The following is a 24834-nucleotide window of genomic DNA, read 5'->3' as shown; positions in this document are numbered from 1 at the left end:
CCAACGTTACCCCCGGCGGAATGATTGCCGTAAAGCATCAGTGGCCTTCGGAGCCGACTTATTGGGACGGCAAACAGAAGGGCTTTTACAACTTGGACACCTTTCTCACCATCAACAAAGCCCCCGCAGGGAAGAGTTACTATTTCTGGGCCCAGCAATTTTGGTTTGATGGAGGCGATGGCGGATACATGGGCCTTCAAACCGGCGCCAACCTGGGTGGCAAGGAACAGAAGATCGCCATCTTTTCGATCTGGAAGGCGCTCGATGCCAAGAAAGGTAACGGTGATGACGCATTTGCAGGCACCTTTGGCGGTGAGGGTACGGGCTACAGTTGTAAGATCGCCTACGATTGGAAAGAGAGTACGGAATACCGCCTGCGCCTGTGGGAGATAGCGGACGCGCGAAAGCCCGCCGACCCCGAGTGGTGGGGCGCATGGGTGATGGACATGAGCACCAAACAGGAGACGTTCATCGGTCAAATCCAGGTTCCCGCCGACTGGAAGTGGATGACCAGTAACACAAACTTCTTCGTCGAGTATTACCGGAGTGTATCGGCCTGCGATCAGACCCCGTATGCCAAGGCTACATTGCATGCGCCGACGCGCGAGAACAGTACCGTTCATCCGACGGGCGCTCCAACGCTTGAGACATACGGCGACTGCAAGTCCGTCGCGAAGGTCACCCATGGTCCTGACAACGCAGCGATATGCGAAACGGGCAAGTAACCGTGTGGAAGCTGGATAACCAGGCGTTGCACGCGAGCGGGCGGTAGCGCTGATTGTGAAGTCAAGACCTCACGCGCCCACGGCGTGAACTTGGTCGTTATGCCCGTCCGGTCGACAACACCGAATGTAATTGGCGTCAACTCCAACTCGCGTCGATGTTAAAGACCGAAATTGCAAGCTGGCGAGTCGCCGTCCCAAAAACTTGTCGGGAACCTGATGTGAATTCTCGGACGTGCCAAATATCGACCGTTTTCTGTTATGATGCACAATCAGTTTTATACTTTGTTGTGTTTTTCCATATCAGCGCTGTATTGCTATAATTATAGTCTATAGCCCACTCGGTTCGTCGCGTTTCGAAACACGTAAAATAAGGGTGACGATTCCGCAGATCAGTAGCAGGAGAATACCGATGGAGCCCAGTTTCTGTGAGATGAAATCGACCATCGAAGTTTCGGAATTCGTCAAGGCTCCCCGTGAACCTGGTGCTGCCTGAGGTGGTATGTCACGTCTCGTGACATGGATTTTCAATGAGGACAGGAATTTCTCAGCATCAGGATCCGAGCGGACGTCCTTGCCAAAACCCATTGCCATGAGCTTGTATACCTTGCCCTTGATCGCAATGATATTTTGACTCATGATCAGTTCGGGGGTAAAATCCTGACTCTGGTTGGTGATGGTGAAGAGTTCGTAGCCCTGGCGCATTTCGCTGGTTGAATTGAGAATCTGACCTCCCATTTCCCCGGTGATTCCTTGCTCTATCGAGGATAGCCGCAGTGGCATATTGGGTGGGATTTGCACTTCAGCAATCATGAGGGTGAGAGTCTCATCTGTTGAGACCCAGATGATGGAAACAGGGGGCTGGGACTCGGTTTCGACAAAACGGAACTCGTCCGGCACGGTCACCGAGATCACGCCGTCGGCTGACTTCCACTCTTCTGCGGAGACACTCGAAACGAGAAGGCAGACGGAGGCGAAGGTTTTGAGTAGCGAATGCATGGCTAATGTCTTTATCCGAGATTTCCCATATGGGTTGAGCTTGGAACCGATCCAGACTCGCAACCTTCTCGATTATAACAACAGCACCTCCCGAGTCTAAATTTGGGTGGATTTTTCGATACCTTTCCCGTCTTCCAGCCCGAGCGATCCGGGAACGGATGTGTGACCGTGGCATTGCTCATCGGCTCTTTGATCGGCATTTGGAGCCTGATCAAGTAGCCCTTCGGCCGAAAGCGCAAAAGTGGTGATACTTAACAAAACGCTTGCTCTCGAACGTGGTAAGGACGTCTATCGTCCTGAACGGGCATCGGCAATACAGGCTGCCGGACACGGGTAGCGTTTCGTTTTCTAACCGCTGTTTACATACAAATAAAACGAGCAAATTAGGTACACTTTGAAAATCGATCATTTAGGTACAAAAACGGAAAATAAAAAAAGCCCTAAGCTATTGTAGCTCAAGGCTTTGTGAGTGAGGGCGCAGGGATTCGAACCCTGGACCTACGGATTAAAAGTCCGTTGCTCTACCAACTGAGCTACGCCCTCATTTAGTCTTACTGTATTGGATGCGGCTGGAAAATGAAGCGTTGGAATTCGCTTGCTGTTCTCGACAGGCCGTTTGTTGACTGAGTCAGGATGATAGCAACACACACGTTGACTACACAACATTACGGGAATAAAAAATCATTGTAAATTCATATTTTCTCAGTGCTTAGTCCTATAGAGGCTTCAACGCCGCGGCAGGTTCGCCGATTCTGCTCTCTGAACGTTTCTGAACCGCTTTTCCCGCTGTCTCTGCGGCTGTCTCTGCCGTCGCGAACCGGCCTGCGATTACGCTTCGTAGTCAGCCTGTGTGTACATTCCATCAATATACCGCCACAGGCTGCCGTTCGGGTTTTTCGGTTGTAACGCCTCGGGAAGCCGCTGCGGGCGAACGTTGTCGTAACACTGCAGCATCGAAAAGCGGTGGATGGCGGCGGGAATGCCGACCGAGGTGAAGACCGGGTGACCGGTTGCCGGGAAGGGGCCGCCATGGTTCATCGCCGGGCTGACCGCGACGCCAGTGGGCATCTTGTCGTTCAGCAGGCGTCCCACTTTCTGACGCAACGCGGGGGCCAGCTGCTCGTACAGGCCTTCATCTTCGCCGCCGGTATGACTGTAAATGCAGCCGGTGAGGTTGCCTTCCAGGCATTCGGCGATCTGCACCAGCTGTTCATCCGAGTCGGCAACGACGATCAGCGAGCTGTTTCCGAAGGCTTCTGTCTGCAGGGCATCCGGGCTTTCCAGGAACTTTCTGCCGCTGACTTTGAGTAAGGTGTTTGCACAGGAGAAGCCGGGGCCGTCGGTCTGCAGGCCGCCTGTCACCAGTGTAGCGCCGGCGGACTGGATGGCGGTGATGCCGGACTGGAAGCCATGCTGCACGCCTTCTCCCAGCAGAACGCCGGCGGGGGACTCTTCGAATTTCTGTTTGACTGCTTCAATGAAGGCGTCGGCGGTTTCACCGGCTTTGATGGCGACCATGCCGGGATTGGTGCAGAACTGGCCCGTTCCCATCAGGCAGCTGCCTTTGAATTCTTCGGCGATGTCGGCGCCCCGTTCGGTCAACGCGCCGGGCAGAATGAAGACCGGGTTAATGCTGGAGAGTTCCAGGTAGGCCGGTTTGCCGGCTTTGTCGGCCGCTTCTTTGATTGTGAGTCCCGCACTGCGTCCGCCGGTATAGCCGATGGCACCCATCAGGGGATGCGAAACCAGCCGACAACCATCGGCGTGACTCGTGCGGTAGATGAGCTGAACGAAACCGGCGGGCATGTCGGTCGCTTTGGCAGCAGCGTCGGCGGCTTCTGCAAAGATCTGCGTGGTGCGGGGATGCGAAGAGTGACCTTTGGCGATCACCGGATTCCCGGCAGCGACGGCAGCAGCGAAGTCACCGCCGGCGATGCTGTTGAAGGCGAAGGGAAAATTGTTCGGGCCAAAGACGGCGACCGGGCCGATCGGACCAAACATCGAACAGATGCCGGCAGCCGTGTCGATGGTGGGTTGAGTCCAGGTACCTTCGCGGGCATGGGCGGCTGCCTGGCGGAGCTGATTCGTCGTGCGGGGCAGTTCGCCGTCTCGCAGGCGGGGCGATTCGGGATAGCCGGTTTCCAGATGTGCCATCGCGACGAGTTCGTCGGCACGGTTTTCGATTTCGTTGGCGTAGGCTTCCAGGAAGGCGGCGAAGCGTTCGCCCGGCCAGCCGCGCATGGCTTTCGCAGCGTCGGCGGCTGCTTCGATCGCGGCTTCGATTTCGTCCCAGGTGCTGACCGGGAACTCGGGTTCCAGCTCGACCTTTGTGGCAGGGTTGACTGCCTGGAAGATCGTGGTGCCTGTGGAGGTGATCCATTGTCCGTTAATGAGAACCGGTTGTATCTGCATGATCTATCCTTCTGAACCTGCCTTTGAGTCAGCAATCGGTTAATATGTCTGCTGCGATTTAATTTCAAACTCTGAATCAGGTAGAATCAATCCACCCTCATGCAGCAATTTGACGTCGTGATTCTGGGAGCCGGCTTTGGTGGCAGCCTGACGGCGCTGTTGCTGGACCGCATCGGCCTGTCGGTCGCGCTGATCGACCGCGGCAGGCATCCCCGTTTTTCGATTGGGGAATCGTCAACACCCGCCGCCAGCTATCTGCTCCAGTCACTGTCCCACAAGTACGATCTTCCACAATTCCAGCCATTTTGCAAGTATGGGACGTGGCAGCAGGCCTGTCCCGACATCGCCTGTGGCGTCAAGCGGGGCTTCAGTTACTTCGCCCATCAGCCGGACCAGATGTTTCAAACGGAGCCTGCGCACGGCAGTGAACTGCTGGTGACAGCGAATTTGAGTGAATCGCTGGCGGATACACACTGGTACCGGGCAGACCTGGATGAATTCTTCGCGAAGGAAGTCCAGAAGTCGAATGTGGTCTACCTGGATCAGACCGAAGTAGCGCTCCAGCGGTCAGAGGGTTGGCACATTACAGGCAGCAGGCTCGGAGAAGCGGTGCAACTGCAGGCAGCGTTTCTGATTGATGCGAGTGGAGCCGCCAGCCTGGTGCCCCGGACGCTGGGCATCACGCCGGAAACCGAATTCAAAACCCGTTCCTCCGCCATCTTCGGGCATTTCCAAAATGTCACTCTCTGGCAGACCATTCTGGACGGGCAGGGCATCTCGCAAGACGACTATCCGTTCAACTCCGATCACAGCGCGCTGCATCATGTCTTAAGTGAAGGCTGGATGTGGCAGCTGCGGTTCAATAACGGCATCACCAGCGCGGGCTTCGTACTGGATGAGCGACACGCAGACCGGGACTGGCAGTCGTTGCAGGAGCGTTATCCCGCGATCCAGTCACAGTTCGCTGAAGCAGAATGCGTCGCCCCCAGTGGAGGACTGCGGACCACCGGTCGCCTGCAGCGGGGGTGGACACAGTGTGCAGGGGCAGACTGGGCTTTGCTGCCTCACACCGCCGGTTTCATCGACCCGCTGCACAGCACAGGGATCGCGCACACGCTGTGCGGCATCGAACGACTGGTCTCGCTATTGGAGCAGCACTGGGAAAAAGACTCTCGGCGGGAACAACTGGCTGAGTATTCAGAGTCGTTACAGAAAGAGCGGGCATTGATTGATCGGCTGGTCGCCTGCTGTTATCGCAGCCGATTTGATTTCGATCTGTTTACCGCGAGCACCCTGTTTTATTTTGCAGCGGCGACCAGTTTTGAGAGACAGCGCAGCCGGGAACAGAAGCTGCCGTTGTTTCTGTGTGCCGAGGACAGCGAGTTCGTACAGACTGTCGATCACTGGTTGCAACTGGTATCACAGTGGGAGCAGCAAGCTGATCGAAGCCGGGAAGATGTTCAACAGGGAGTCAAACAGGCGGAACGGATGCTGGCGCCGTGGAATCGGGTGGGTTTGTTCCAGCCGGAAGTGCCTCACATGTATTACTACACCGCGGCTCCGGAGATGGAACCGCGGTGAGCAAAGGTGAGATCTGATTTACGTAATAATGGGAGAGCGTTTCTGTGCGAGTTCTTCCATCATGCTCTGGATGTTCTCCGTGATCTGCTCTGGGCTGGTGGCGATGCCCGTCATCAGGGAGGCATTCCAGAACAGCTGTCGCCCGCATTGTTTGATGAAGTCGTGCTGATCGCTGTTGGAGGAAAGCGTACAGAGACGTTTGATGAGCTCGGCGTCCGGGTTGATTTCCAGAATGCGTTTGGTCGTCGGGAAATCTTTATTGCCCATGCTCAACACTTTCTGCAGTTGAGAACTGATGGCACCTTCCGGCATGACCAGGCAGCAGGGGCTGTCGGTCAGGCGATCGGATTTGGTGACCGATTCGACATCGTCTTTGAGCTCTTCCTGGAACAGGGACAGGACCTTTTCGAACTCGGGAGTTGCCGGTTCTTTGGTTTCCTCTTTTTTCTCTGCGGTTTCTTCGGACTCGTCGTCGGCTTTTTCATCGCCGGGCAGTTTGACGTCGGAAGAATCGATGGAGACGATGTCATGATCGGAGAACTTCGCCAGGTTGGAGAGGACGATTTCGTCCATCGGGTCTTCGAGGTAGAAGACTTCGATGCCCTTCTTGCGGAAGATTTCCAGGTTGGGATTGCGGGCGATCGTATTGAAATCGTTTCCGCCCAGGTAATAGATCTGCTTCTGATCTTCGCCGGCCCGTTCCAGGTAGGCTTCGAGCGAGAACAGTTCTTTTTCGGAAGCCCCTTTGGAAGAAGGGAACCGCAACAGTTTCGCGAGGGCATCGCGGTTTTCAAAATCGGAGCCAATGCCTTCCCGCAGGGCGCTGCCGAACTGACGATAGAACTCGAGGTATTTTTCCTCATCGTCTTTGGCGATGGAGGCGAGGTGTGAGAGCACACGTTTGGTGAGCACTTTTTTGATTTTGCGGAAGACCGTGTTGTCCTGCAGCGATTCGCGTGAAATATTCAACGGGAGATCGGCGGAATCGACAAGGCCGTACAGGAACCGCAGGTATTCGGGGAGCAGATCGCGGTTATCGTTCTGAACCAGGATGCGTTTGGCACACAGGCTGATGCCATGCTCGGTGCGTCCGAAGCCCATCAGTTCCAGGTTGGTCTGCGGGCAGTAGAGTATGCAGTGGAACTGGAACGGGGAATCACTGCTGAGGTGCAGATGCCAGCGGGCCGCTTCTTCGCCGTTGTGAGCGAGATACTGGTAGAAGCCGTCGTACTGTTCCTGCGTGAGTTGCGTTTTGGGTTCGATCCAGATCGGTTTCTGATCGTTAACCAGTTCGTCGCCGATTTTGATTGGGTAGGGGACGAAAGTTGAATATTTTTTGAGGATGAATTTCAGCCGAGTGTCATTGGTGTATTCATCCAGGTCTTTGCGTAGATGCAGGCGAATGGATGTGCCGCGCGGCAAGTCGGCCTCGGGCTCGATGGTGAAGGACCCGGTTCCATCCGATTCCCATTTATAGCCGGTCTCGTCCTGGTAGCTGCGCGTGAGAACTTCGACTTTGTCGGCGAGCATGAAAGCAGAATAGAAGCCGACGCCGAACTTGCCGATCAGGGAGACTTCTTCCTTCTTGTCCCCGGCGGCTTTGCTTAAGAAGTCGAGGGAACCACTGTGGGCGATGGTGCCGATGTTTTCGATTAATTCATCGTGTGTCATGCCGATGCCGTTATCGGTGATCGCGAGCACACGCTTTTCGGAATCGGGTTCCAGGCGGATTTCCAGCGGTTGGTCATCTTTGGCTGATTCATCGGTCAGCGAGATGAAGCGAAATTTGTCCAACGCATCGGAGGCGTTTGAAATGAGCTCCCGGATCGCGATTTCCCGGTTCTGGTACAGGGAGTGCGAGAGCAAATCCAGAAGTTTTTTGATTTCGGCCTGAAAGGTAAATTTTTCGGGTGCGGTTTTTTCGTTCATGGTCTTACTCGGAATCAAATCGTTAAAAGTCAACAGTCGTTTTATTGAAATACGGGAAAGAAAAGAGTTTTCCCGCTGACAGTACTGATCCTGACCTGTTTTATAAAAGGAATGAGTTTTATTGTAAAGCAGACGGCTCCCTCAGCTTGTGTGGTAGATTCAGAAATCGTCAGAAAGACGTTTGTAATCTGGCTGCGGAATGCGTAATAATAGGTAAGATCAAAGAGCCGGGCATAGAACGGACTTTTCTCAAACGATCTGTCTATACCGTATCAATACACTCTGGAGAATGCATTCATGGACTATTACTCACGTCGCGACTTCTTGAAAACCGCTGCCGCCGGAAGCACTCTGGCGCTGGGCTGTGGATTGTCGGGCTCCGTGTTTGCAGAAAAAAAATCAGCGAAACAGGCACAGTATGGTCTGGTAACTTACCAGTGGGCCAAGGACTGGGATTTGCCAACCCTGTTGAAAAACTGTGAAACAGCGAATGTTCTGGGGGTCGAACTGCGAACCACGCATGCGCATGGTGTGGAACGTTCGTTGACAGCAGATCAGCGGAAGGAAGTCGCGAAGCGCTTTGCGGACAGCCCAGTGACGTTAGTGGGAATTGGCAGCAATGAACGCTATGACAGCCCCGATCCGATCAAATTGAAGAAAGCGATTGCCGATACCAAAGACTTCATCAAACTCAGCCATGATGTCGGGGCAACAGGCGTGAAGGTGAAACCCGATTCCTTCCATGTGGGCGTTCCGGAAAATGTGACGATCGAGCAGATCGGAAAATCGCTGAATGAACTGGGGGAATTCGGTGCTGACTTTGGACAGCAGATTCGACTGGAAGTGCACGGCAAGTGTGCCCATCTGCCGACGATTCGAAAAATTCTGGATGTTGCCGTGAATCCGAATGTGGCGATCTGCTGGAACTGCAATAAGCAGGATCTGGAAGGGGCGGGGCTGGCGGCGAATTTCGCAATGGTCAAAGATCGCCTGGGAGATACGACGCACATTCACGACCTGATCCACAACCCGTACCCGCACAAAGAGTTTTTCGAGTTGATGGCGGACGCGAATTATACAGGCTGGTTGATGCTCGAAGAAGGTAGCGTGCCCAAAACAGACACCGTGGCTGCATTAGCTGAGCAACGAAAAGTCTTCGATAAAATGTGGGCTCAGGCACAGGACAGCTGAGTTCAACTGGCGCATGACTGATGATGTGGAATGGGAACGACTGCTTAAGGAGTTTCGCAGTTGGTGTTGTCGTGCTCGCTCTGTTCTTTGATGGCGGCGTAGACTTCTTCCCGATGCACGGTCACATCTTTTGGTGCTTCTATACCAAGTCGTACTTTATCGTTTTTGATTTCAATCACCATTAAAGTGATGGAATCTCCAATAATGATTTTTTCGTCTTTTTTTCGGCTGAGGACAAGCATCGCGATTCCCTGCGAATAAGTGGGGAGAACATCTTCGTTAAAGGCTTCCTCTGAGTCTGAAAAAATATTCATGTTCAGAAAAAGCGACACCTGAAACTTAGCGTACTGTTTTCGGGGTGTCTGCTGCGATCTTGAAAAAATGCAGGGTATTCCGGTAAGCGCCTCACGTTGCGCATCAGTTGTAGCAGTTGTACCGTTTATAGTTTCTCATTTTTGGGAGTCTGTTCGGATTATACGCCGGACCTCAATTGAGGATTTTCAGTGAATTTCCCACGTGTAGCCGTAACGAAACACCGTTTTGAGAGTCGGCGAGCCTCGTATTTACGGCGAGGCGGTACATGTTTTGAAACAGACTGCGATCTGCCCAGTCCGGAAAAGTGTCCGCTCGTTTGCTGATGAAAGTTTTCATGAATTGCGCGTCCGTGTCTCCCGACCAGGGAGAACGCGAAGGAACCACACAGCGTTTACAGGGATTCGATCCGTCAAACGTGACGGCGCCAATCTGAAACTGCACCGGTGGTTCTGCTGCCGAATAGAGGCGGTCTTCACAGAAGGGAAGATCGCCTGCGAATTCAAGGTTGGCGCGAAACCGCAGACGTAGTTCTGCGACGGAAACCTCCGGGAACCAGCGCGAGAGTTCCTCGTAGGTCTGGGTACTGACAATGGTTGGTCCCGAGGCTGCGAGATCATCCGGAAAACCGGTCTCACGATTCTCTCGGAGAGTCACCCGGGTCTGAAAATAGTCGCTGAACCAGGCTTCCAGTTCGGGGCGATCATCGTGTAATGAGAAACGGACGGATTCAGCGGACTGTTGGGGGACCGAAAGTGTAACCGACTGTTCTGCGAGATCAAACGCCGCGCGGATCTGATGAATCGCCGGGTACTGTTTTCCATTGATCAGTTTGCCTGACTCAGCGAACAGGGCAAACTGACGATCGCCTGTCAGTGCGCCGCGGGGGAGAAGTTCGGCCTGATCGACATAGACCGGGTCGAGTGATTTCACGGGATAGACGGCGATGGAAGAGAGCGTCCACATGGTCATGTTTTTTCATTCTCGAACGCATCACACTTAGACATAGCGTCTCTCAATCTATTACAGCGGCTCCAAATGATCCTGGAGCCGCTATAATATAACGGAGCACGGTCTAAATGCTCAGCGGTTTCTGTTTGGGTCTGAGAGTTGTTTTAAGTCCTGGATCTCTGTTTTGAAATCAATGATCCCCGTCGGGCTCAGGAAACGGTCAATCCGGTTTTCGGTTTCGCGACACAGACTGGCGATTCGGGCCTGGGCGGTTTTGTTGTTTTGTGCCTGGGCAGCTTCGACCGCAGAGACGCGGATGACATTCAGTTTGTCCTGGAAAATCTTGCGGGGAGAGAGTTCACTTTCCAGTTCACGGATGCCTGTCTCGACTTTTGCCCATTCCTCACTTTTGGCCCAGTTGCGAATGTGCGACATTTTCATTGAGAGTTCGGCAACCGCTTCGATGAGTTCACCGTTGAGTACCGCCAGTTCGCCTTCCACACTGAGACGAATACGGTCGTCGGGAATCTGGATGGAGATCTGTGAATCAATGCCGGGCAGGTAAGGGACATTCGCCACCAGGGCATTCCCGCTCCGGATATACAGCCAGATCAACGGTTGTTGAGGATCGACATCGATCTCGATTGTTCCACTGCGGTTTGTGAGAAACTCACCCGTCACATAATCGGGTTCCTGGAGCGGTTTTTTCGTTTCCTCGCTCTCTTTTTTGGCCTCGATCTGTAACTGCCGGACTTCCTGTGGGTTCAGGGGGGAAAGCTGGACTTTCATGCCTGCGTAAGTCTGGGTCGAGGTGCCGCGGGGAATCAACGATAATTCGGTTGTCTGAAAACGGGGCTGCACCGCCAGGGCCAGCATTTCCACACGGCGCCGGCTGCCGTCCAATATCCCCCGCAGACCGGATGTGACGGAACAGGTTGTATGCTTGCGATTCATTTCCTGAATGCTCAGATAGGTCCAGGGGATCATCTGGATGTTTTTGACTTCCCGGTCGCGATTCAGATAGCGGAAAAATGGCAGCAGAAATGAGTTGATTTCCAGGGTAGCCACTCCCGGGTCAGGAGTGAGGAACTGGCTGGCCTGCTCACTGACGGTCACCTGCTCTCCCTCAACTGTTTCAATACTGACAACAGAGGAAAACAGGTCGCGCAGTAAATCAAACGTGGTTTCCGCCAGAAACTGTTTTTCATAAGTGATATTTTCAGACAGGGAACTGAGACGCTGGGAGTAATAGTCAAACTCTCTGCCTGAAATGCGATAGCCAATCCCGGCGGGTTCTACGACAATCAGAAACAGTTTCTCAAAAGGCTGCTGCGGGTAGCGTGCGAGGATCTGATCCGGCTGCAAACGTAACAGACCTGTGGAAGTACATAGTGGTAACCAGTGATTTTCGAAGATGCCGACGGTCGTCTCTGCCTGGGGAGGACCTGGTGCATGCAACAGCCATTTTTCCCCCACGGATCGTTCAATGATCTGATGCAGTCGAGACAGCAACTGCTGGCGTTCATATTCGTCGAGTCTGCTTTCCGGATCGCAGGCGATTTCAATGCGGGTGCGATAAGGCTGCAGGCTGATGTGCAGGTGGGGATTCACGCCGGCCTCAGTGGTGGCTGCTTGCGCATACAGTGATCTCGTCGCGGGAACAGAGAGTACCCCGAACATGAGCATGCAGCAGCAAAATTTGAAAACAGTAAACTGAGACATTACATTTCCAGAGTTATAACGGACGATAATAACATGACGTGATCCAGATTCCATTACAGTTAACCACAGTGCCTTTCAATCGATGCGACCCGGTCTGAATAGTTCTGGAGACGCTTTAGTAAAACGGCACACAGTCTAATTCCGGGTAAACGATTCCACATCGGGATAGTAGGGCTCCGGAATCCATTGCTCTACGTTGTCATAAAAGTTTAACGGTCGATCAGCGTATCCTTTAATGTTTTTACGAAAGACATGAAACTGGTCGATCTCCCACAGGGGAATGATATGTGCCATTGAGTAGAGCTGCTGTTGCAGTTTTTTGATGAGCGCCGTTGCCGACTCCCAGTCGGTGGCTTCATCCAGTTCGATCAACGAGAGTCGCATCCAGTCCGGGAGAATTTCCAGGGATTCAATTCGGGCTCCCTTGCCAACTGTCAGGAACGGCCAGAGTTCCATCACCGGTTCTGTCATTGCGACTGTGCGATAGACGATATCCCACTCGGGAGTTCCTTTTTTGGCTTCTTCAGCTGTGTTCGGGATCAGCACGACTTTCAGTCCAATTTGAGACCAGGCTCGAATCATCTCCTGGGCGGCTGCCTGCGCTTCCGGATTGGGGTCACAGAGCATACGCAGCGTGGGGAACTGCCCTCCCAGTTTTTTCTGTGAAGCCACAGCGAGGGCGACTGCGAGCGGGAAACTGTATTCACGTTGAGGCACCTGGTTGTTATAAACCTGTAAGCCGGTGGAGTAGGGTGCAGTGATCAGGCGGCCGTTCAACAGCCTGGATTCGTGCAGCAGGGTCTCGGTTAAAATCTTTTTCCGATCGATGGCGTAAGCCAGGGCCCGGCGCAGTTCGACCACCTGCAGTGGTTTGCTTTCCGGGTTGAACTGCAGCACGTGTGTGAGAGGTATCGCGGCCTGGACGACGTTGAAATCTTCGCTATCCTTGAAAAAGGAGACCAGTTTCGCAGGCAGAAACGGGAGCACAGAAACCTCTCCCAGCAGTAACCCCTGAAAGGATTTTTCGAAACTGCGATAGGGTATCTCATTGATCTGTGCCACATTAAAATTCCGCATGTCTTTTGGTTCCGGCACGGCGCGGCTGTAACTGACGATCCCTTCCCGATGATGGTCAACGATAAAGCGACTGGAGACAAAGATTTCCTCTCCGGTTGATGCAGGCCCTGTCTCTGGATCAGTCGGTACTGTCGAGATGTTTTGCCAGAGCGGGGGAGAATTGACGGGCTCTGAGAGCAGCCATTCGGTCCGCAGGGGGACCCGGTCAAAGTAGACTCTGAAAGTAAACGGGCCCGTCGATGAGATCGAGCGGACATAACTGTCAAAGCGTTCGTCATAGCTTGTGTTACCGGGGGCGATTTTGCTGCGCAGGTGCCGCGTGATATCCGCTGCGAGCATGACAGGGTGTGATTCCCAGGGGGAATAGGACTGTCTGAGGATAAAGTCGGCACGCCGTCCCAGATCCGTGGGTTCCCATTGTTCGAAAAAGCGGCTTTGATAATGAGGAATCTGATCGACCCTGCTGACTTCAAACAAGGGGATCTGCGTTAAAGCATGATGGCGGCGGGTTGATTCGCGTTCGAGAAAATAAGGGGTTTCGTCCAGGGCGGTCTCGAGTACGCCCACGTTGATCATCGGAAAGCGTTTCTGATAACGCAGCAGTGAATCACGGAGTTTCGGGTTCGTCGGCCAGACCACCACGGCGTGAGAAACCGCCTGGATCGCCTCCTGGTATTGCTGCTGGCTGGCAGCCTGTTCTGCCTGTTTCAGAATGGAATCAGACTCGTTGAGAAACGTTGTTTTCCACTGCCCCACAGATGGCTGTCGGGGGTACATTGATTCAAGACGTTTGAGATAGTAGTGAGCCTTGCGATAGACTTTTTCCTGAACCGATTGTGAAATCATGACGTCAATAATTTCACCAGCAAGTTCACTTAAACCGGGGTATTGAGGGTCGCGGGTGTGAAGATCCTGTACATACGCCAGCGCGTTGAGATACTGCTTTGAATTCTGTTTGTCCTTCGCTTCCAGCAGCAATAACTGCTTCTGCCTTTGATCGAAACCAGGCCAGTCCCGATGTTTGCGGTCGAGTACCAGCAGGAGTTCAAACGCGGTTTTCAGGTCATTCTTTTCCAGCAACAGATCGATGCGTTTGAGGATGTGGTCTTCGTGGTGGATAATCTGCTTTACGCTTTTACGCTGAATTCGATATTCCGGGTTTTCTTTTTCATCGAGCAGGGTGATGTGGATGAAGTTCATCTCCGCCCGCATTTTTTGCTGTTCTTCGATTTCTTCTTTGCTTTTGGGTTTGGGCCAGTTGTAACTCTCTTTGAATGCCAGTTCGAGTTGTCCCAGGGTATCCGGGCGGGGATAGATTGGTTCGACAACCAGCACAGCATCATTTTCGAGCACGATCCAGTCAACGGGTGGCTTCTTGAGCAGCTCTTCCATCGTCGGGATTTGCATCTGGTCCAGTTTAGGCAGGATTTCTACTTCACCGGCTGAGTCTTTGTCTTTGGCTCCATTTGGGGCCGTGTCCGGTTTTGTCTTTCCCTTGGAGTCATTCTGGGCAACAGCAAACTCCAGGTCGACGATGAGACAAACACTGATGCAGACAAGCAGTAAAGGATAAATAACACGAAGTGATTTCATAATGAGGCCTGACCTTTCTGCTGAAGCGCCTGATCAATTCGATACAGGCTGCCATCGACGGTCGGTACAAGCAGCAGATTCTCAAGATTGACAACCGGGCCGATCGCCGGGAGAGGGGCCACCAGTTCGGCTGAAACCTTTCCGGACTGGAGATCGACAGACAGTACTTTTCCGTTTTGCAGGGATAGCAGAAGCTGGTTATTCAGCACGGCGGGAGGACCAGCCAGTGCAGTACCCGGTAAGTCCAGGCTCCAGACTTTTTCGAGCCCCTGATCAATGTTAAAGCAGCTTAAAATCTGTTTGGATTGGACAAACAGAAACGGGTCTGTTAGCCAGAGATCACTGGTCGCAGGTGCATTCAGCTGTAACCGGGCCTGGGGTTGGCCGGTCTGCAGATCCAGTAACTGCAGTAAGCCGGAAGCATCAGCGACTGCAACCGATTTCTTTCCGACACCGGCCTTGAAATCAATCGGTTGTTTTTTATCTGTGCTGGAGAGCACCGCCAGATGGCGAACAGGGCTGGTTCGGTACTGGAGTGAGATGATCTGGCCCGCTGACGTGATTGCCAGGCATTGATCATCGGTTGTCGGGATCAGTTGTTTCCACGATACGCTGGGATCGACGTCATCGGGAAGGACGTGTTCCAGCACGGAATCCAGTCCGTGGCCTTGACGGTAGACTGCAATCCGCTTTCGAAAGGGGAGTGCAATTCCATCGCCCAGCAATACGGGAGGCGCATCGAGGGGCGATTTTAATTCAATCGTCTGCTCCAACTGTCCAAACTGATTCAGAATCCAGAGAGTGGGCTGGGGAGCATCACAGTAGACCGCTATTTTGCCATTCGAGAGATGGCTTGAATGCAGGGGGGATGTGAGTGATTCCGGGAGCTTGAGCTGGGTGCTCGACTTATCTTTGAATGGGGTTTGCGCATCTGAAAAATCATTCTTGCGCAGGCGGAAGATATCACCGTCAGAAGTGATACTGACCAGACCCTCTTGATCGCCTGCGCCATAAGGGTAGGTGGCGATGATGTCGGTTCCCAGAATGGATTTCCAGGAGCTCGACATTTCATCTCGATTGGCGATCGTAAAAATGACTGAATTGGATGAGAGCAGGCGGCGTGCCAGGTAGAGATTGTTTCCGATCAGCTGCATCGGCTGCGAGCCCAGGCCGTCCGCGATTTTTTTCTTATCCAGCGTGATTCCTGTATTCTGGAGCGTGAACTTCCGCAAGGCGGAGCTGCACATCCAGAGTTGGCCACCTGAGCCGGCAGAGAGATAGATCTGACAGGACAGGGGATCCTGCAATTGAGCAGTGGCAATTTCCGACAGTTTGCGTTTGCCTTCTTCATCGGTAACCGTGTAGGCCGTGATGCGTTCCGGAACGGTTGGGAAGAAGAGCTGTTTTCCCCGCAGTGCGGGGATGCTGTGAACCTGTCCTTTGATCCGGACCTGCTCCAGTTCATTGAGGGTGGCGTTTTGACCGTTTCCATCCAGAACATGCAGTAAGGCAGAGTCGGCACGATCATTTTCACACACCAGCAGCAGTTTGCCCATCGAAAGAATCGGGATCTGGATCGTGCCCGGTCGATGCCCGAGCGAAGTCACTTTCAGGCATTCAAAAGGACGCAGGCTTACCAGGTAGACCACGGCTTCAAAACCGGCAACGGCCACAGACTGTTCGCCATAAACCAGACCCGGAGCACCGACGAGCGGTTGCGCAAACTTGAGCTGAGAAACAATGTCGCCTTTCAACAGGTCCAGGTTGAGCAGCTCGCCACCATTACAGGAAACGATAACCTGCCCCTGGTACACGAGGGGTTTTCCTGTGGGGCGGGAAGGCAGAGGCTGTCGCCAGACCAGTGAGCCACTTTTCTGAGTAACACATAACAGTTCGTGGTGACGGGTATCGTATAACAGCAGTGAGGGCTCACTGCCAGCAACAGTCAGGGGAGCAAACGGTGTGTCCAGGCCGGTCGGTCGACGCCAGACGGGATCTCCTGTAATCGAATCGATTCCAAAACAGCTGCCATTGGCTGACGCAAACACGTTTCGTCCATCTGAAACCTCGTTGGACCGGGAACGGGTATGAAGCGCGAGCGTGACTGCCTGGGGAAACGGTTCGGGATAGTCTTCCGTGACTGCCGGGATCGCTTCCTGACTGGCTTGTACCAGCGATTTTTCCAGTTCCAGGATTTGTGTCAGGATCGTCGCCATCCTGCGATCGTTTTTATAATAGGGGTAACGATCGAGCAGGTGACGTCTCTGTTCCAGGGCGGCCAGTGTTTGTTTCTCTTTCAGGGAGTCTTCAATCTGTTTGACGGCGACATCAAAGACTTCTTTGCGCAGAATTTCCGCTTCGGCTTTTTCATATCCAGCTTTGATTTTGGCCAATGCTTCTGTGGGAGGCGACTCTGGCGGGCTATAGCGCGTGAGAACCTTTTCCGCATTACTGGAGACGATTAACAGGTCGCGTTCTTTGGTACGACTTGCGGTCTCGACGGCTCCCAGCGCGATACGCTGTCCATAATCAACCAGGGTTGGATACAGGGCTTTAAAATCGGAATCATCACGGTGTTTCTTAATGAATTCGTTGGTCGCTTCCAGACCCGCGTTCCAGGCGGGGGTTGAACCGGAAATTTCTTTTTCCACCAGTGATTCGCTGAGCATGATCCGCGCTTCGTCGGCATAATCACTCTTGTTGTAATGTTCCAGAAAGTGTTCAAACAGTTGAATCGCCTGCGAATATTTGCCGGCTTCCATCTCCTGGACCGCTGCATCGAAATGCCGCTTAGCCGTGTCGCGACCAATGATGAACCAGAAGGTTAAAGCGACTAACGCCAGCAGGATACTGCCGCCTGCCAGGGAGAGGACGAACGGGGATCGGACCACCTGTCGTTCACCCGGTCGGACTGCGTTGCGTGATGAACGTCGCCGGACACGGTCTTTCAGCGACAGCGGTGTTTGTGGTTTCCTGCGACTGTTGTCTTCTGTTTCTTCTTCGTCGATTGTGTGTTCCGTGGAGCGTGACAGAAACGTGGTCTCGGGGCTGGAGGGCGCAGAACCAGGTTCGTTCTCTATCAGCAACTCCGCTGCAGATGCCAGGTCCAGGTCGTCATAATCCAGGATTTCTTCCTCCTCGTCCGCCGGTGTTTCAACCGGTCGGGAAGACTTTTTTGGTTTGGAAGACTTCTTTTTTCGGGGCTTCTTTTCTTTGGGAAGCAGTGAATCCGGTGACGCTGCCTTTTCATTGGCTTTCAGCGAGTTTTGTAGAAACAGTTTCTGATCGTCCTGGCTGTCCAGTTTCAGGTCAAGCATGGAGCTTTCAGAGTCATCTGATACATCAGATACATCAGGCAAGGGAGCGCTCAGGTCGAGCAGATCGACTTCGTCCACAAACAGGATATCGGCTTCGCCAATCCGGATCAGATCGCCGTCCTTTAAGAGGGATCGGCCCGACATGGTGCCGTTAATCTCGATGCCTTCACTCGTCGCGGCGAGAACTTCAAAGTTTTTTTTGTTCCAGCTGATGCGACACTGCATCGAAGCGACATTCTCACTGTCTATCTGTAAATCATTGGATGCATGGCTGCCGATCGAAACGGGCTGCTGTTTTGACAGCTCGAGGATCTGATGCTTTCCAGACAGGAATGAGATTTCTAAACTTGGCATTTCAAATACTTATCTCTTGAGAAGCGGGCGAGTTTCGATTGCAGACGTGTGCGGTCTGTGACGCGTCAGTCTTCAGGTCCTTTGTAAGAGGCAAGCCGGATTTTCTGCATCCCGACTTCATTGGCTGCATCCACCACCGCGACCACTGTTTCATGTCGCGCTGCCTTATGGGCACTCAGTACAAGTTCTGATTTAGGCTTTCCATCCGCGTCCCGGCGATCGAGAATGGCCTGGACGATTTCCGCTGGATTGGTCAGCCTGGTGTCATCGACATAGATGCCATTATTATTGTCGATTTCGACAATGATGGATTCTTCACGGAAATCATCCAGTGTCTGCAGTGATTGCGAGACGCCATCTTCATCCGGATTGGGCGGGGGCACCTCAATACTTTTCTGCAGACTGAACGAGGCCGTGATCATAAAGAAAATCAACAATAGAAACGTCACATCGACCATCGGCGTCAGGTCCATCTCTTCAAATTCGGAATCGACAGAGCGGATGGCGAAACCATCGTCGTCGTCCTCATCATCTTCGTCTTCCTCAGGCGGAACATATTTTTTTGCAGCAGGCCTGGTTTGCTTCGTTACAGCTGGTGAAGCAGGTGGTTCTTCACTCGCGGGGTCAAGCTCACTGGCGAGGGGTTCAACGACTGTTTCCTGAGGTCTTTCCGGTTCGACCTCTGCAGGGGGAACCGCTGGTACCTGCTCTGCAACCGGTTCCGGCTTCGGTGCTGCAGCAACTTCAGCTTCCTCTTCTGCGACAAGCTCTTCGGGAAGCGATTCCGGTAGAGGGGCCTCCTGTTCTGCAGGGGGTTCAGACACGGTGGGTTTACTGGCAACAGGAGGCTCGGGCTCGCGTAACGGCTCCGGTTCTGTTTCCTGTTCCCAGTCACCGGCCAGCAGTTCGTCCCAGCTTTCGCCGATCGGGCCTAATTCGTCGAGGTCACTTAAGAACTGGTCCTGTTCTTCATCCAGTGGCGCATCAGCGACTGGAGCAGGGGTCGGCGGCTTTGGGGGTTTTCTGCGCGGGGGAGCAGGTGGTTTCGGTGCTGCAGGTGGCTTGGCTGGCGGTTCACTGCGTCTGTCTTCGCTTTGAAAAGGTATGGTAATGCGGCTTTTGCACGCAGGGCAGGCGACAGCCTTACCAGATTTTTTACTGGATATGCTCAGCCTTTGACCACACTTTTTACAATAAAACTTGATTGGCATTGGGATTTCAGTGTTTCAATGTCAGTTTCTTAAGATCTGATCAGTCTTACGTCTTTTCGAGCTGAAAAGTCAGTTGTTTTTCTTCTCTTCGATTCCAATATAAAATTTCACGCCATCCACTTCGGTCACCGCACGCGTGACCTCCTGTACAAATCCATGTGGAACCCCCCGGTCGGCTTTAATAATCACATCCATCACCCCGTTCTGTACCCGTTCACGTACGCGGGCCGTCAGTTCTTCCAGAGAGACTTCGGTGGTACCTCCCGCTTCTTTCATCTCCACCACACTTTGACCGTTGAGCCCGTTTCCATCATTGTGAACCAGGACAATTGTGGAACCCCGGGTATCAACGCCTACGCCATGCCGGGCCACGGGAACGTCGGAATCCTGGGTGGCCTGCATGGTTGATGTGACCATGAAAAAGATCAGCAGCAGAAAAGTGACATCGATCATGGGTGTAATATCGAGATCGTCGCCTGCACCTGCAGCCGGACGCTTCTTCCAGCCATCGGATTCGCCATTAAATAATGTTTTCTTGCGCGCCATGTTCTGTGTGCCTTAATGAATCATGACTTGCGGGAGTCTTCGAGAATCTCGAGAAATTCGCCCGTGTGTTCCTGAACGGAATCCTGCAGTTTACCGATTCTGACATGGATTAACGCACCTGCCATCACCAGCGGAATCGCCACTGCGAGACCGGCGGCGGTGGTGAATAACGCAAAGCTGATTTCCCCGGCCAGTTGACTGGGGTCGCCGCCGGATTCCTGCATGTTGCCGATTTTGTCAAACGCGTTGATCATCCCGATGACGGTTCCGAGCAGCCCGAGCATGGGCGCGCTTTTGACAATGGTACTGATCCAGGACATGCGGTATTCGAGATCCGCCAGAATATCGCGTTCAAACTTTTCCGCGAGCATCTGTCTGAGCTTTTTTGCAGGACGTTCGAGGTTCGCCATGGCGACCAGAATCAGCTGGGGAACTGCCTTACTCCAGTAAGGAGGCGAATCACAGAGGTTGATGACCGATTCATAGTCTTTGTTTTCGATGTCCTGGTGAATCTGATCGAGAAATTCATTGGCGGCATTTTGCGTCATAAAGCGTTTCTGTGAGATTTGCCTGACGAGCAGGATCACACAGAAGACGCCGTACAGAGCAATTAAAGCCAGTGATACATAGATGGCAATTCCGGCGACATTTAATATGGGAGCAAGAGAGTAGTTCATAGGTGCCTGCTGATTATCTCATTTAATGGAAATAAGTCTGTCGAGTGACATCAAACGTGTATCCGGAACGATCTCCTCGCACCGTAAAATAGGTTCTGCGGATCTCATCAAAATTCTTGTTGCGGTATTTTTTTTCCTGTGTCAGTAACTGGTTTTCCGTTTCTTTGGAATAGAAATGGAACAGGATCGCACCGGTTACATCGTGACCGGCTTTTTTAAACAGGCTGATATCACTGGTTCTGCGTTCGCCTCCCTGCCAGGTCATGTAAAGTCGTTTTTCATCCGCGCCTGAGGATGCTGTGCGCGTCACGGGTGTATCCGCTGACAGATTGGAGAGGTAGATCATTTTTCCATTGCGAAGCAGGGCGCCCAGTTCGATCTTGAAATAGTCGAGTTGCCGGGCGTAATCGATCAGAGAACCACGGTCCGAGAATTTAATAAACCACCGCTGTTCGCGCGGCAACCCTTTTTTGCCGGGGCCGAAACCCAGTGCGCGTTTCCCTGTGCCCGCAGCGCTGCCCACCTTGCCCGAGTTCGTCAGATCGGTCTGCATCTGCTGTTGAACCTGCTGGGTGGCCTTGTCCGACAGTTCCACTACGCTGTCCAGCATTTCTTCCACCTGGTTTTCTTCGGAGGGAGTATCCACCTGAGAAGGATCATCTACCGGATCTTCGGGCGATTCGACCAGCAGGCTTTCATCGGGCGAACCATCTTCCGCCCCGCCTGACAGATCGATCAACTCCAGAGCGACATCATTTTCAGTCTGTGGCAGGCGATTGGTAATCCAGACGACCGAAAGCCAGAGGACGGCGATGATCAGAGCCAGCACGACCGCGATCAGTGACGAACTCACCTGGTCATACTGGGTAACCCGCATGACCGGCGACTTGCGATGATCTTCTTGAGGTGGAGCCTGTGCCATCGTATAAAACTAACCTGTTGTTGACGAATAATGGGGGTTATTTCGATGAGGGGAGCTGGTTGAGTACTTCGTAAAGGTTGAACTTTTCTTCAAAGGGTTTAATGCTGTTATACCATTTCTGCCAGCGTTTTGTGGCTTCTGCGGACCACTGGTTTACTATCTTAATACGTTCTTTTTCATCGAGGTTATCCGGCACATCTGCCAGTGGATCTTCAGGCATGCCCAGACCTCTGATTTTTCGGCTGAGGGTACATAAACCATTGCGGGCTTCGATCCGCACGCCTAAATCGGGATCGTTCAAGGCCTCAATCAGGTGAGGTGCGACGCGAAAATCATTGGTGCGCGCCAGTGCCCAGATCGCGGTTCTACGGACATCGGGAGAGCGGGCCTCGATCAGTTTTAATACCCGTTCTTTCTGCTGGATCAGCTTCTCGCGATCTCCCAGCGTGATCGTTTCGATCAGTGATTCCTGGGTGGCTTCCAGATTGGCATTGGCGGGGTCTTCCAGTTGTGCCAGCAGTTCAGTGAGATCACCGGACAGCGATTTGCTTTGCACCTTGCCGTTTCGCATCTGTACTTCGGCAAGATTTTCCGGTAACCCTCTGCCTCCCGCCAGCAGTCCGGATCCGACCGGTTCCGGCACATACTTCGGCTTGATCGATTTCACGGTTGCTTTGGACAGAAATATGATTGCCAGGCAGGTGGAGGGGGGAATGTTTCCCGCTCCTACCCAGCTGCCATCTTCGAGCTGGGTGGTCAGCAACTCGCGGGCTCCATCTGCATACCAGTCGTGTGGTCCCAGTTTCTTCATATCTGCCAGTGCGGCGATGCGTTCCAGTCCATACAGATAGTAAATCGGCCAGCCTGTGGGTTTGCGGATGTTGTAGTTCTTGACGACCCAGTCCAGTCCTTTCGATTTCCCATTATCAATCGCACTGAGTGGTACGGTTGGTTTCGTGATCAACGGTTTTCCTGCACCGTCCGGACTTTCTGCAAGGTCCACCTTTTCCAGGAAACCAAAACGCTTTTTCTTGATGCCATCGGCCTGGTTCGACTCGGGTACGAGTGGCTTTCCATTCGGATAAAGCATCTCGGAAATGATATACAGACTGCCTGTTCCAGCCACACCCATCGTATGTTTGGCTGCTGACTCTGAAAGTTCTGCCGGATGGTAACCAAAGCCACCATCCCGGAGCTGGGTCGAGAGATGCCAGCGGGCGGCCTTGTCCCAGACATCTGTGGGAATCTGTGCGCCAGCGCGTTCCGCTGCCCAGAGTCCCAGGACTGCATATTGGGTGATACTGGTATCTCCGTTGTGCGGAGTATCACCCGGATAGTACCAGCTGCCGGTTGAATGTTGCGTACGAATCAGAAAATCCACCGTGCTGCGGATTTCGGTGTAATATTTTTTGGGGTCGACTGCTTCGAGAACCATCAGCTGGACTCCCGCGCAGTAATTAAAGTCCCCCCCTGGTTTATAGACGATTTCTCCCTCTGCATTCTTCTGATTATGGTCGACCAGGATATTCTTGACGCATCTCTGGATGAAGGGGGAATCGGGGGGCTCGCCTGCTTTCAAGAGCGTGTAGGCAACAAAGGCATTCAATCCATTGCGACCGTAGTCGGGTCTGGATTTGAGAAAAGAGACGCCCCGTCTAATCGCAGCGTCAATCTCTGCCTGGGGAGGTTGTGCCTGTACGGCTGTGGAAATCAGACTACATACCATCAGAGCAGGCATCCACATCTTCAACAGAAGAAGCATGTGCCGCCTTATCGCAATCTGAGTATGATCTGCGCAATTTGTTTCCATAGTGATGCGATAGCAATCTGAGATGAGAGATCATTGCTGACAGGGATCTGGAGTCACTACTTTCCACGCATGACTCCAGTCTAAATTCACCAGAGTAGCAGTGTCAATCTTTATGACTCAAATCTTTATGGGAATCGCATTTACGGTTCAGGGCTTCCAGGCCAGATCGCAGGTACAAACGGCCTGATTACAGCGGGGGCATCCCTGTACATACTTGCGAGTTACCGCCTGTTCCAGGTCGACTCCCGCGACATTCGCCATGGTGGCCAGCCAGGCGAGCACATCCGCGAATTCTTCTTCCAGATTGTCACGGTCCGTGTTATCCCGTAGCGCCGATGATAATTCTCCCACCTCTTCCATGAACCACATAAAGGTCCCTTCAATGCCTCGAGACTGATCTTTTTCATAGAACATCTTACGGATCACTGACTGGAAATCAGACAGAGATAACGTATTCTGCTGTTGCGAATCGTCACTGGTGGAGGATGAAGGGTGGGGTGTTTCGCTCACGAGGGTTCCTTTAAGTCAGTCTGTTGATAATAATCGCTCTAAAGTTTTTCTTTTAATTTCCTGCCGGCGGCGTGTTCCGGGTTCTGTTTTAAGAGCAGATCGAGTTCCGTTTCCGCTTCCTGTTTTTTACCGCTCTCAAACAGGGTGTTCGCGAGCAGATAGCGGGCTTCGGGATTCTTCGCATCCAGCAGCAGCAGCACTCGGAATTCGCGAATCGCCAGTTCAGGTTGCTTCAACTTCAATGCCGTCTCTGCCAGGCATTCGTGGGTGTCCGGGTCCAGCACGTCAATCTGCAATGCGGCCTGTCCCCAGTGAAGCGTCTGTTTCAGATCACCCTCGCTCTGATAGAGATACATTAACTCCAGCATGCTGTCTACATCAGCCGGATCCAGGTGGACCAGCTTTAAGAGCGCCGCTTTCTGTTTTTGCTCATTTTTCAACTGGCGATAGATGATCGCCAGGCCCTGCAGCCATTCCGTCTGATAAGGATATTTTTTGTGCGCAGCTTCGTAGATCGTGAGTGCTTCCGGGTACTGATTCTGCTTCAACAGGATTTTCCCGGCGAGTTCAAGTACTTCCACATCGTCTGTTTTGGCTTTGAGTGCCGGTTGCATGATCGCCAGGGCAGCGGGCAGGTCTTCGGAGAGCAGTTCCAGCCGCGCGATGGTCAGCGCGGCCTGGGGCTGCGCAGGATCTTTGCTTAATACGGATTGAGCAAGTTCGCGGGCTTCCTGTTTTTTTCGATGCTGCAGCAGATTCGCTGCATATTCGCCGGCCAGGTTCAGATTCTGTTTATCCGCCTCGTATGCTTTTTTCAGTTCACTGAAACTGCGCGTCGATTCTGTCTGGTAACCTTTCAGGGAAGCGGTGATTTTTTTCAGATAGGCATGGTAACGTGTCTCAAATTCTTCCAGGCTGATCTGAAAACACTCTTTGATGGCAGCTTCAGTCGAACGCTGATTCTGGTAGGACGTCAGCATCTTTAAAGGATCGCAGAA

18 protein-coding genes and 1 tRNA gene are annotated in these 24834 nt (G+C 52.9%); 3 read left to right on the top strand and 16 right to left on the bottom strand.

Annotated elements, in window-relative coordinates; all coding sequences use genetic code 11:
• Positions 1-725 (top strand): DUF3472 domain-containing protein (locus AACZ40_RS16895; protein ID WP_339675124.1); only part of this gene is annotated, 725 nt, incomplete at its 5' end.
• A 327-nt stretch (positions 726-1052) separates the two neighbouring features.
• Here the strand turns inward: AACZ40_RS16895 and AACZ40_RS16890 are convergent.
• The 3 genes from AACZ40_RS16890 to AACZ40_RS16880 all read right to left on the bottom strand — a co-directional run bounded on the left by AACZ40_RS16890 (position 1053) and on the right by AACZ40_RS16880 (position 4133).
• Positions 1053-1784, bottom strand: a complete 732-nt coding sequence (locus AACZ40_RS16890) for a hypothetical protein (protein ID WP_291172141.1) — start codon at positions 1782-1784, stop codon at positions 1053-1055.
• Between the two features lie 407 nt (positions 1785-2191).
• Positions 2192-2264: transfer RNA gene (locus tag AACZ40_RS16885), tRNA-Lys, on the bottom strand.
• Positions 2265-2549: 285 nt separating this feature from the next.
• A complete protein-coding gene (locus AACZ40_RS16880) occupies positions 2550-4133 on the bottom strand; it encodes an aldehyde dehydrogenase (NADP(+)) (protein WP_291172139.1) in 1584 nt (527 codons plus the stop codon).
• Positions 4134-4232: 99 nt separating this feature from the next.
• On the opposite strand from AACZ40_RS16880, the gene AACZ40_RS16875 reads away from it, so the two are divergent.
• Complete coding sequence (locus tag AACZ40_RS16875; protein ID WP_291172137.1) at positions 4233-5714, top strand: FAD-dependent oxidoreductase; 1482 nt, start codon at positions 4233-4235, stop codon at positions 5712-5714.
• A gap of 18 nt (positions 5715-5732) precedes the next feature.
• Here the strand turns inward: AACZ40_RS16875 and htpG are convergent, their stop codons facing one another.
• The gene (htpG, locus tag AACZ40_RS16870; RefSeq protein WP_291172134.1) at positions 5733-7643 is read right to left on the bottom strand and encodes a molecular chaperone HtpG; all 1911 of its coding nucleotides are present in this window, start codon (positions 7641-7643) and stop codon (positions 5733-5735) included.
• Between the two features lie 297 nt (positions 7644-7940).
• On the opposite strand from htpG, the gene AACZ40_RS16865 reads away from it, so the two are divergent.
• On the top strand, positions 7941-8834 hold the full coding sequence (locus AACZ40_RS16865; RefSeq protein WP_291172132.1) for a TIM barrel protein: 894 nt from the start codon (positions 7941-7943) through the stop codon (positions 8832-8834).
• Between the two features lie 44 nt (positions 8835-8878).
• On the opposite strand, the gene csrA is transcribed toward AACZ40_RS16865, so the two are convergent.
• From csrA to AACZ40_RS16805, 12 genes are all read right to left on the bottom strand, one after another.
• A complete protein-coding gene (gene csrA, locus AACZ40_RS16860; RefSeq protein WP_002647480.1) occupies positions 8879-9076 on the bottom strand; it encodes a carbon storage regulator CsrA in 198 nt (65 codons plus the stop codon).
• Positions 9077-9320: 244 nt separating this feature from the next.
• Entirely contained in the window at positions 9321-10118 is a 798-nt protein-coding gene (locus tag AACZ40_RS16855) for an MOSC N-terminal beta barrel domain-containing protein (RefSeq protein WP_291172129.1), read from the bottom strand.
• 111 nt (positions 10119-10229) lie between these two features.
• Positions 10230-11819, bottom strand: coding sequence for a hypothetical protein (locus tag AACZ40_RS16850; RefSeq protein WP_291172126.1), 1590 nt, complete (start codon positions 11817-11819; stop codon positions 10230-10232).
• A gap of 135 nt (positions 11820-11954) precedes the next feature.
• On the bottom strand, positions 11955-14489 hold the full coding sequence (locus tag AACZ40_RS16845) for an ABC transporter substrate-binding protein (RefSeq protein WP_291172123.1): 2535 nt from the start codon (positions 14487-14489) through the stop codon (positions 11955-11957).
• Positions 14486-18160 (bottom strand): PQQ-binding-like beta-propeller repeat protein, encoded by a 3675-nt coding sequence (locus tag AACZ40_RS16840; protein ID WP_291172120.1) that lies wholly within the window; start codon positions 18158-18160, stop codon positions 14486-14488. The genes AACZ40_RS16845 and AACZ40_RS16840 overlap by 4 nt, the downstream gene beginning before the upstream one ends.
• Positions 18161-18225: 65 nt before the next feature.
• A complete protein-coding gene (locus tag AACZ40_RS16835; protein ID WP_291172117.1) occupies positions 18226-19371 on the bottom strand; it encodes a biopolymer transporter ExbD in 1146 nt (381 codons plus the stop codon).
• A gap of 69 nt (positions 19372-19440) precedes the next feature.
• Complete coding sequence (locus AACZ40_RS16830; RefSeq protein ID WP_291172114.1) at positions 19441-19917, bottom strand: biopolymer transporter ExbD; 477 nt, start codon at positions 19915-19917, stop codon at positions 19441-19443.
• A gap of 20 nt (positions 19918-19937) precedes the next feature.
• Positions 19938-20594 (bottom strand): MotA/TolQ/ExbB proton channel family protein, encoded by a 657-nt coding sequence (locus AACZ40_RS16825; protein WP_291172111.1) that lies wholly within the window; start codon positions 20592-20594, stop codon positions 19938-19940.
• A gap of 22 nt (positions 20595-20616) precedes the next feature.
• Positions 20617-21516, bottom strand: a complete 900-nt coding sequence (locus tag AACZ40_RS16820) for a hypothetical protein (RefSeq protein ID WP_291172108.1) — start codon at positions 21514-21516, stop codon at positions 20617-20619.
• Positions 21517-21553: 37 nt separating this feature from the next.
• The gene (locus tag AACZ40_RS16815) at positions 21554-23278 is read right to left on the bottom strand and encodes a HEAT repeat domain-containing protein (RefSeq protein ID WP_291172107.1); all 1725 of its coding nucleotides are present in this window, start codon (positions 23276-23278) and stop codon (positions 21554-21556) included.
• A gap of 195 nt (positions 23279-23473) precedes the next feature.
• Entirely contained in the window at positions 23474-23836 is a 363-nt protein-coding gene (locus tag AACZ40_RS16810) for a MazG nucleotide pyrophosphohydrolase domain-containing protein (protein ID WP_291172106.1), read from the bottom strand.
• Between the two features lie 38 nt (positions 23837-23874).
• Positions 23875-24834: tetratricopeptide repeat protein (locus AACZ40_RS16805; RefSeq protein WP_339675111.1), on the bottom strand; the 960-nt coding region annotated here is incomplete at its 5' end.

This window comes from uncultured Gimesia sp. (assembly GCF_963972345.1).
In the GTDB taxonomy this organism is placed as follows: domain Bacteria; phylum Planctomycetota; class Planctomycetia; order Planctomycetales; family Planctomycetaceae; genus Gimesia.
The sequence above is the reverse complement of the archived record's forward strand: the minus strand, read 5'-3'. Positions and strand labels throughout refer to the sequence as shown.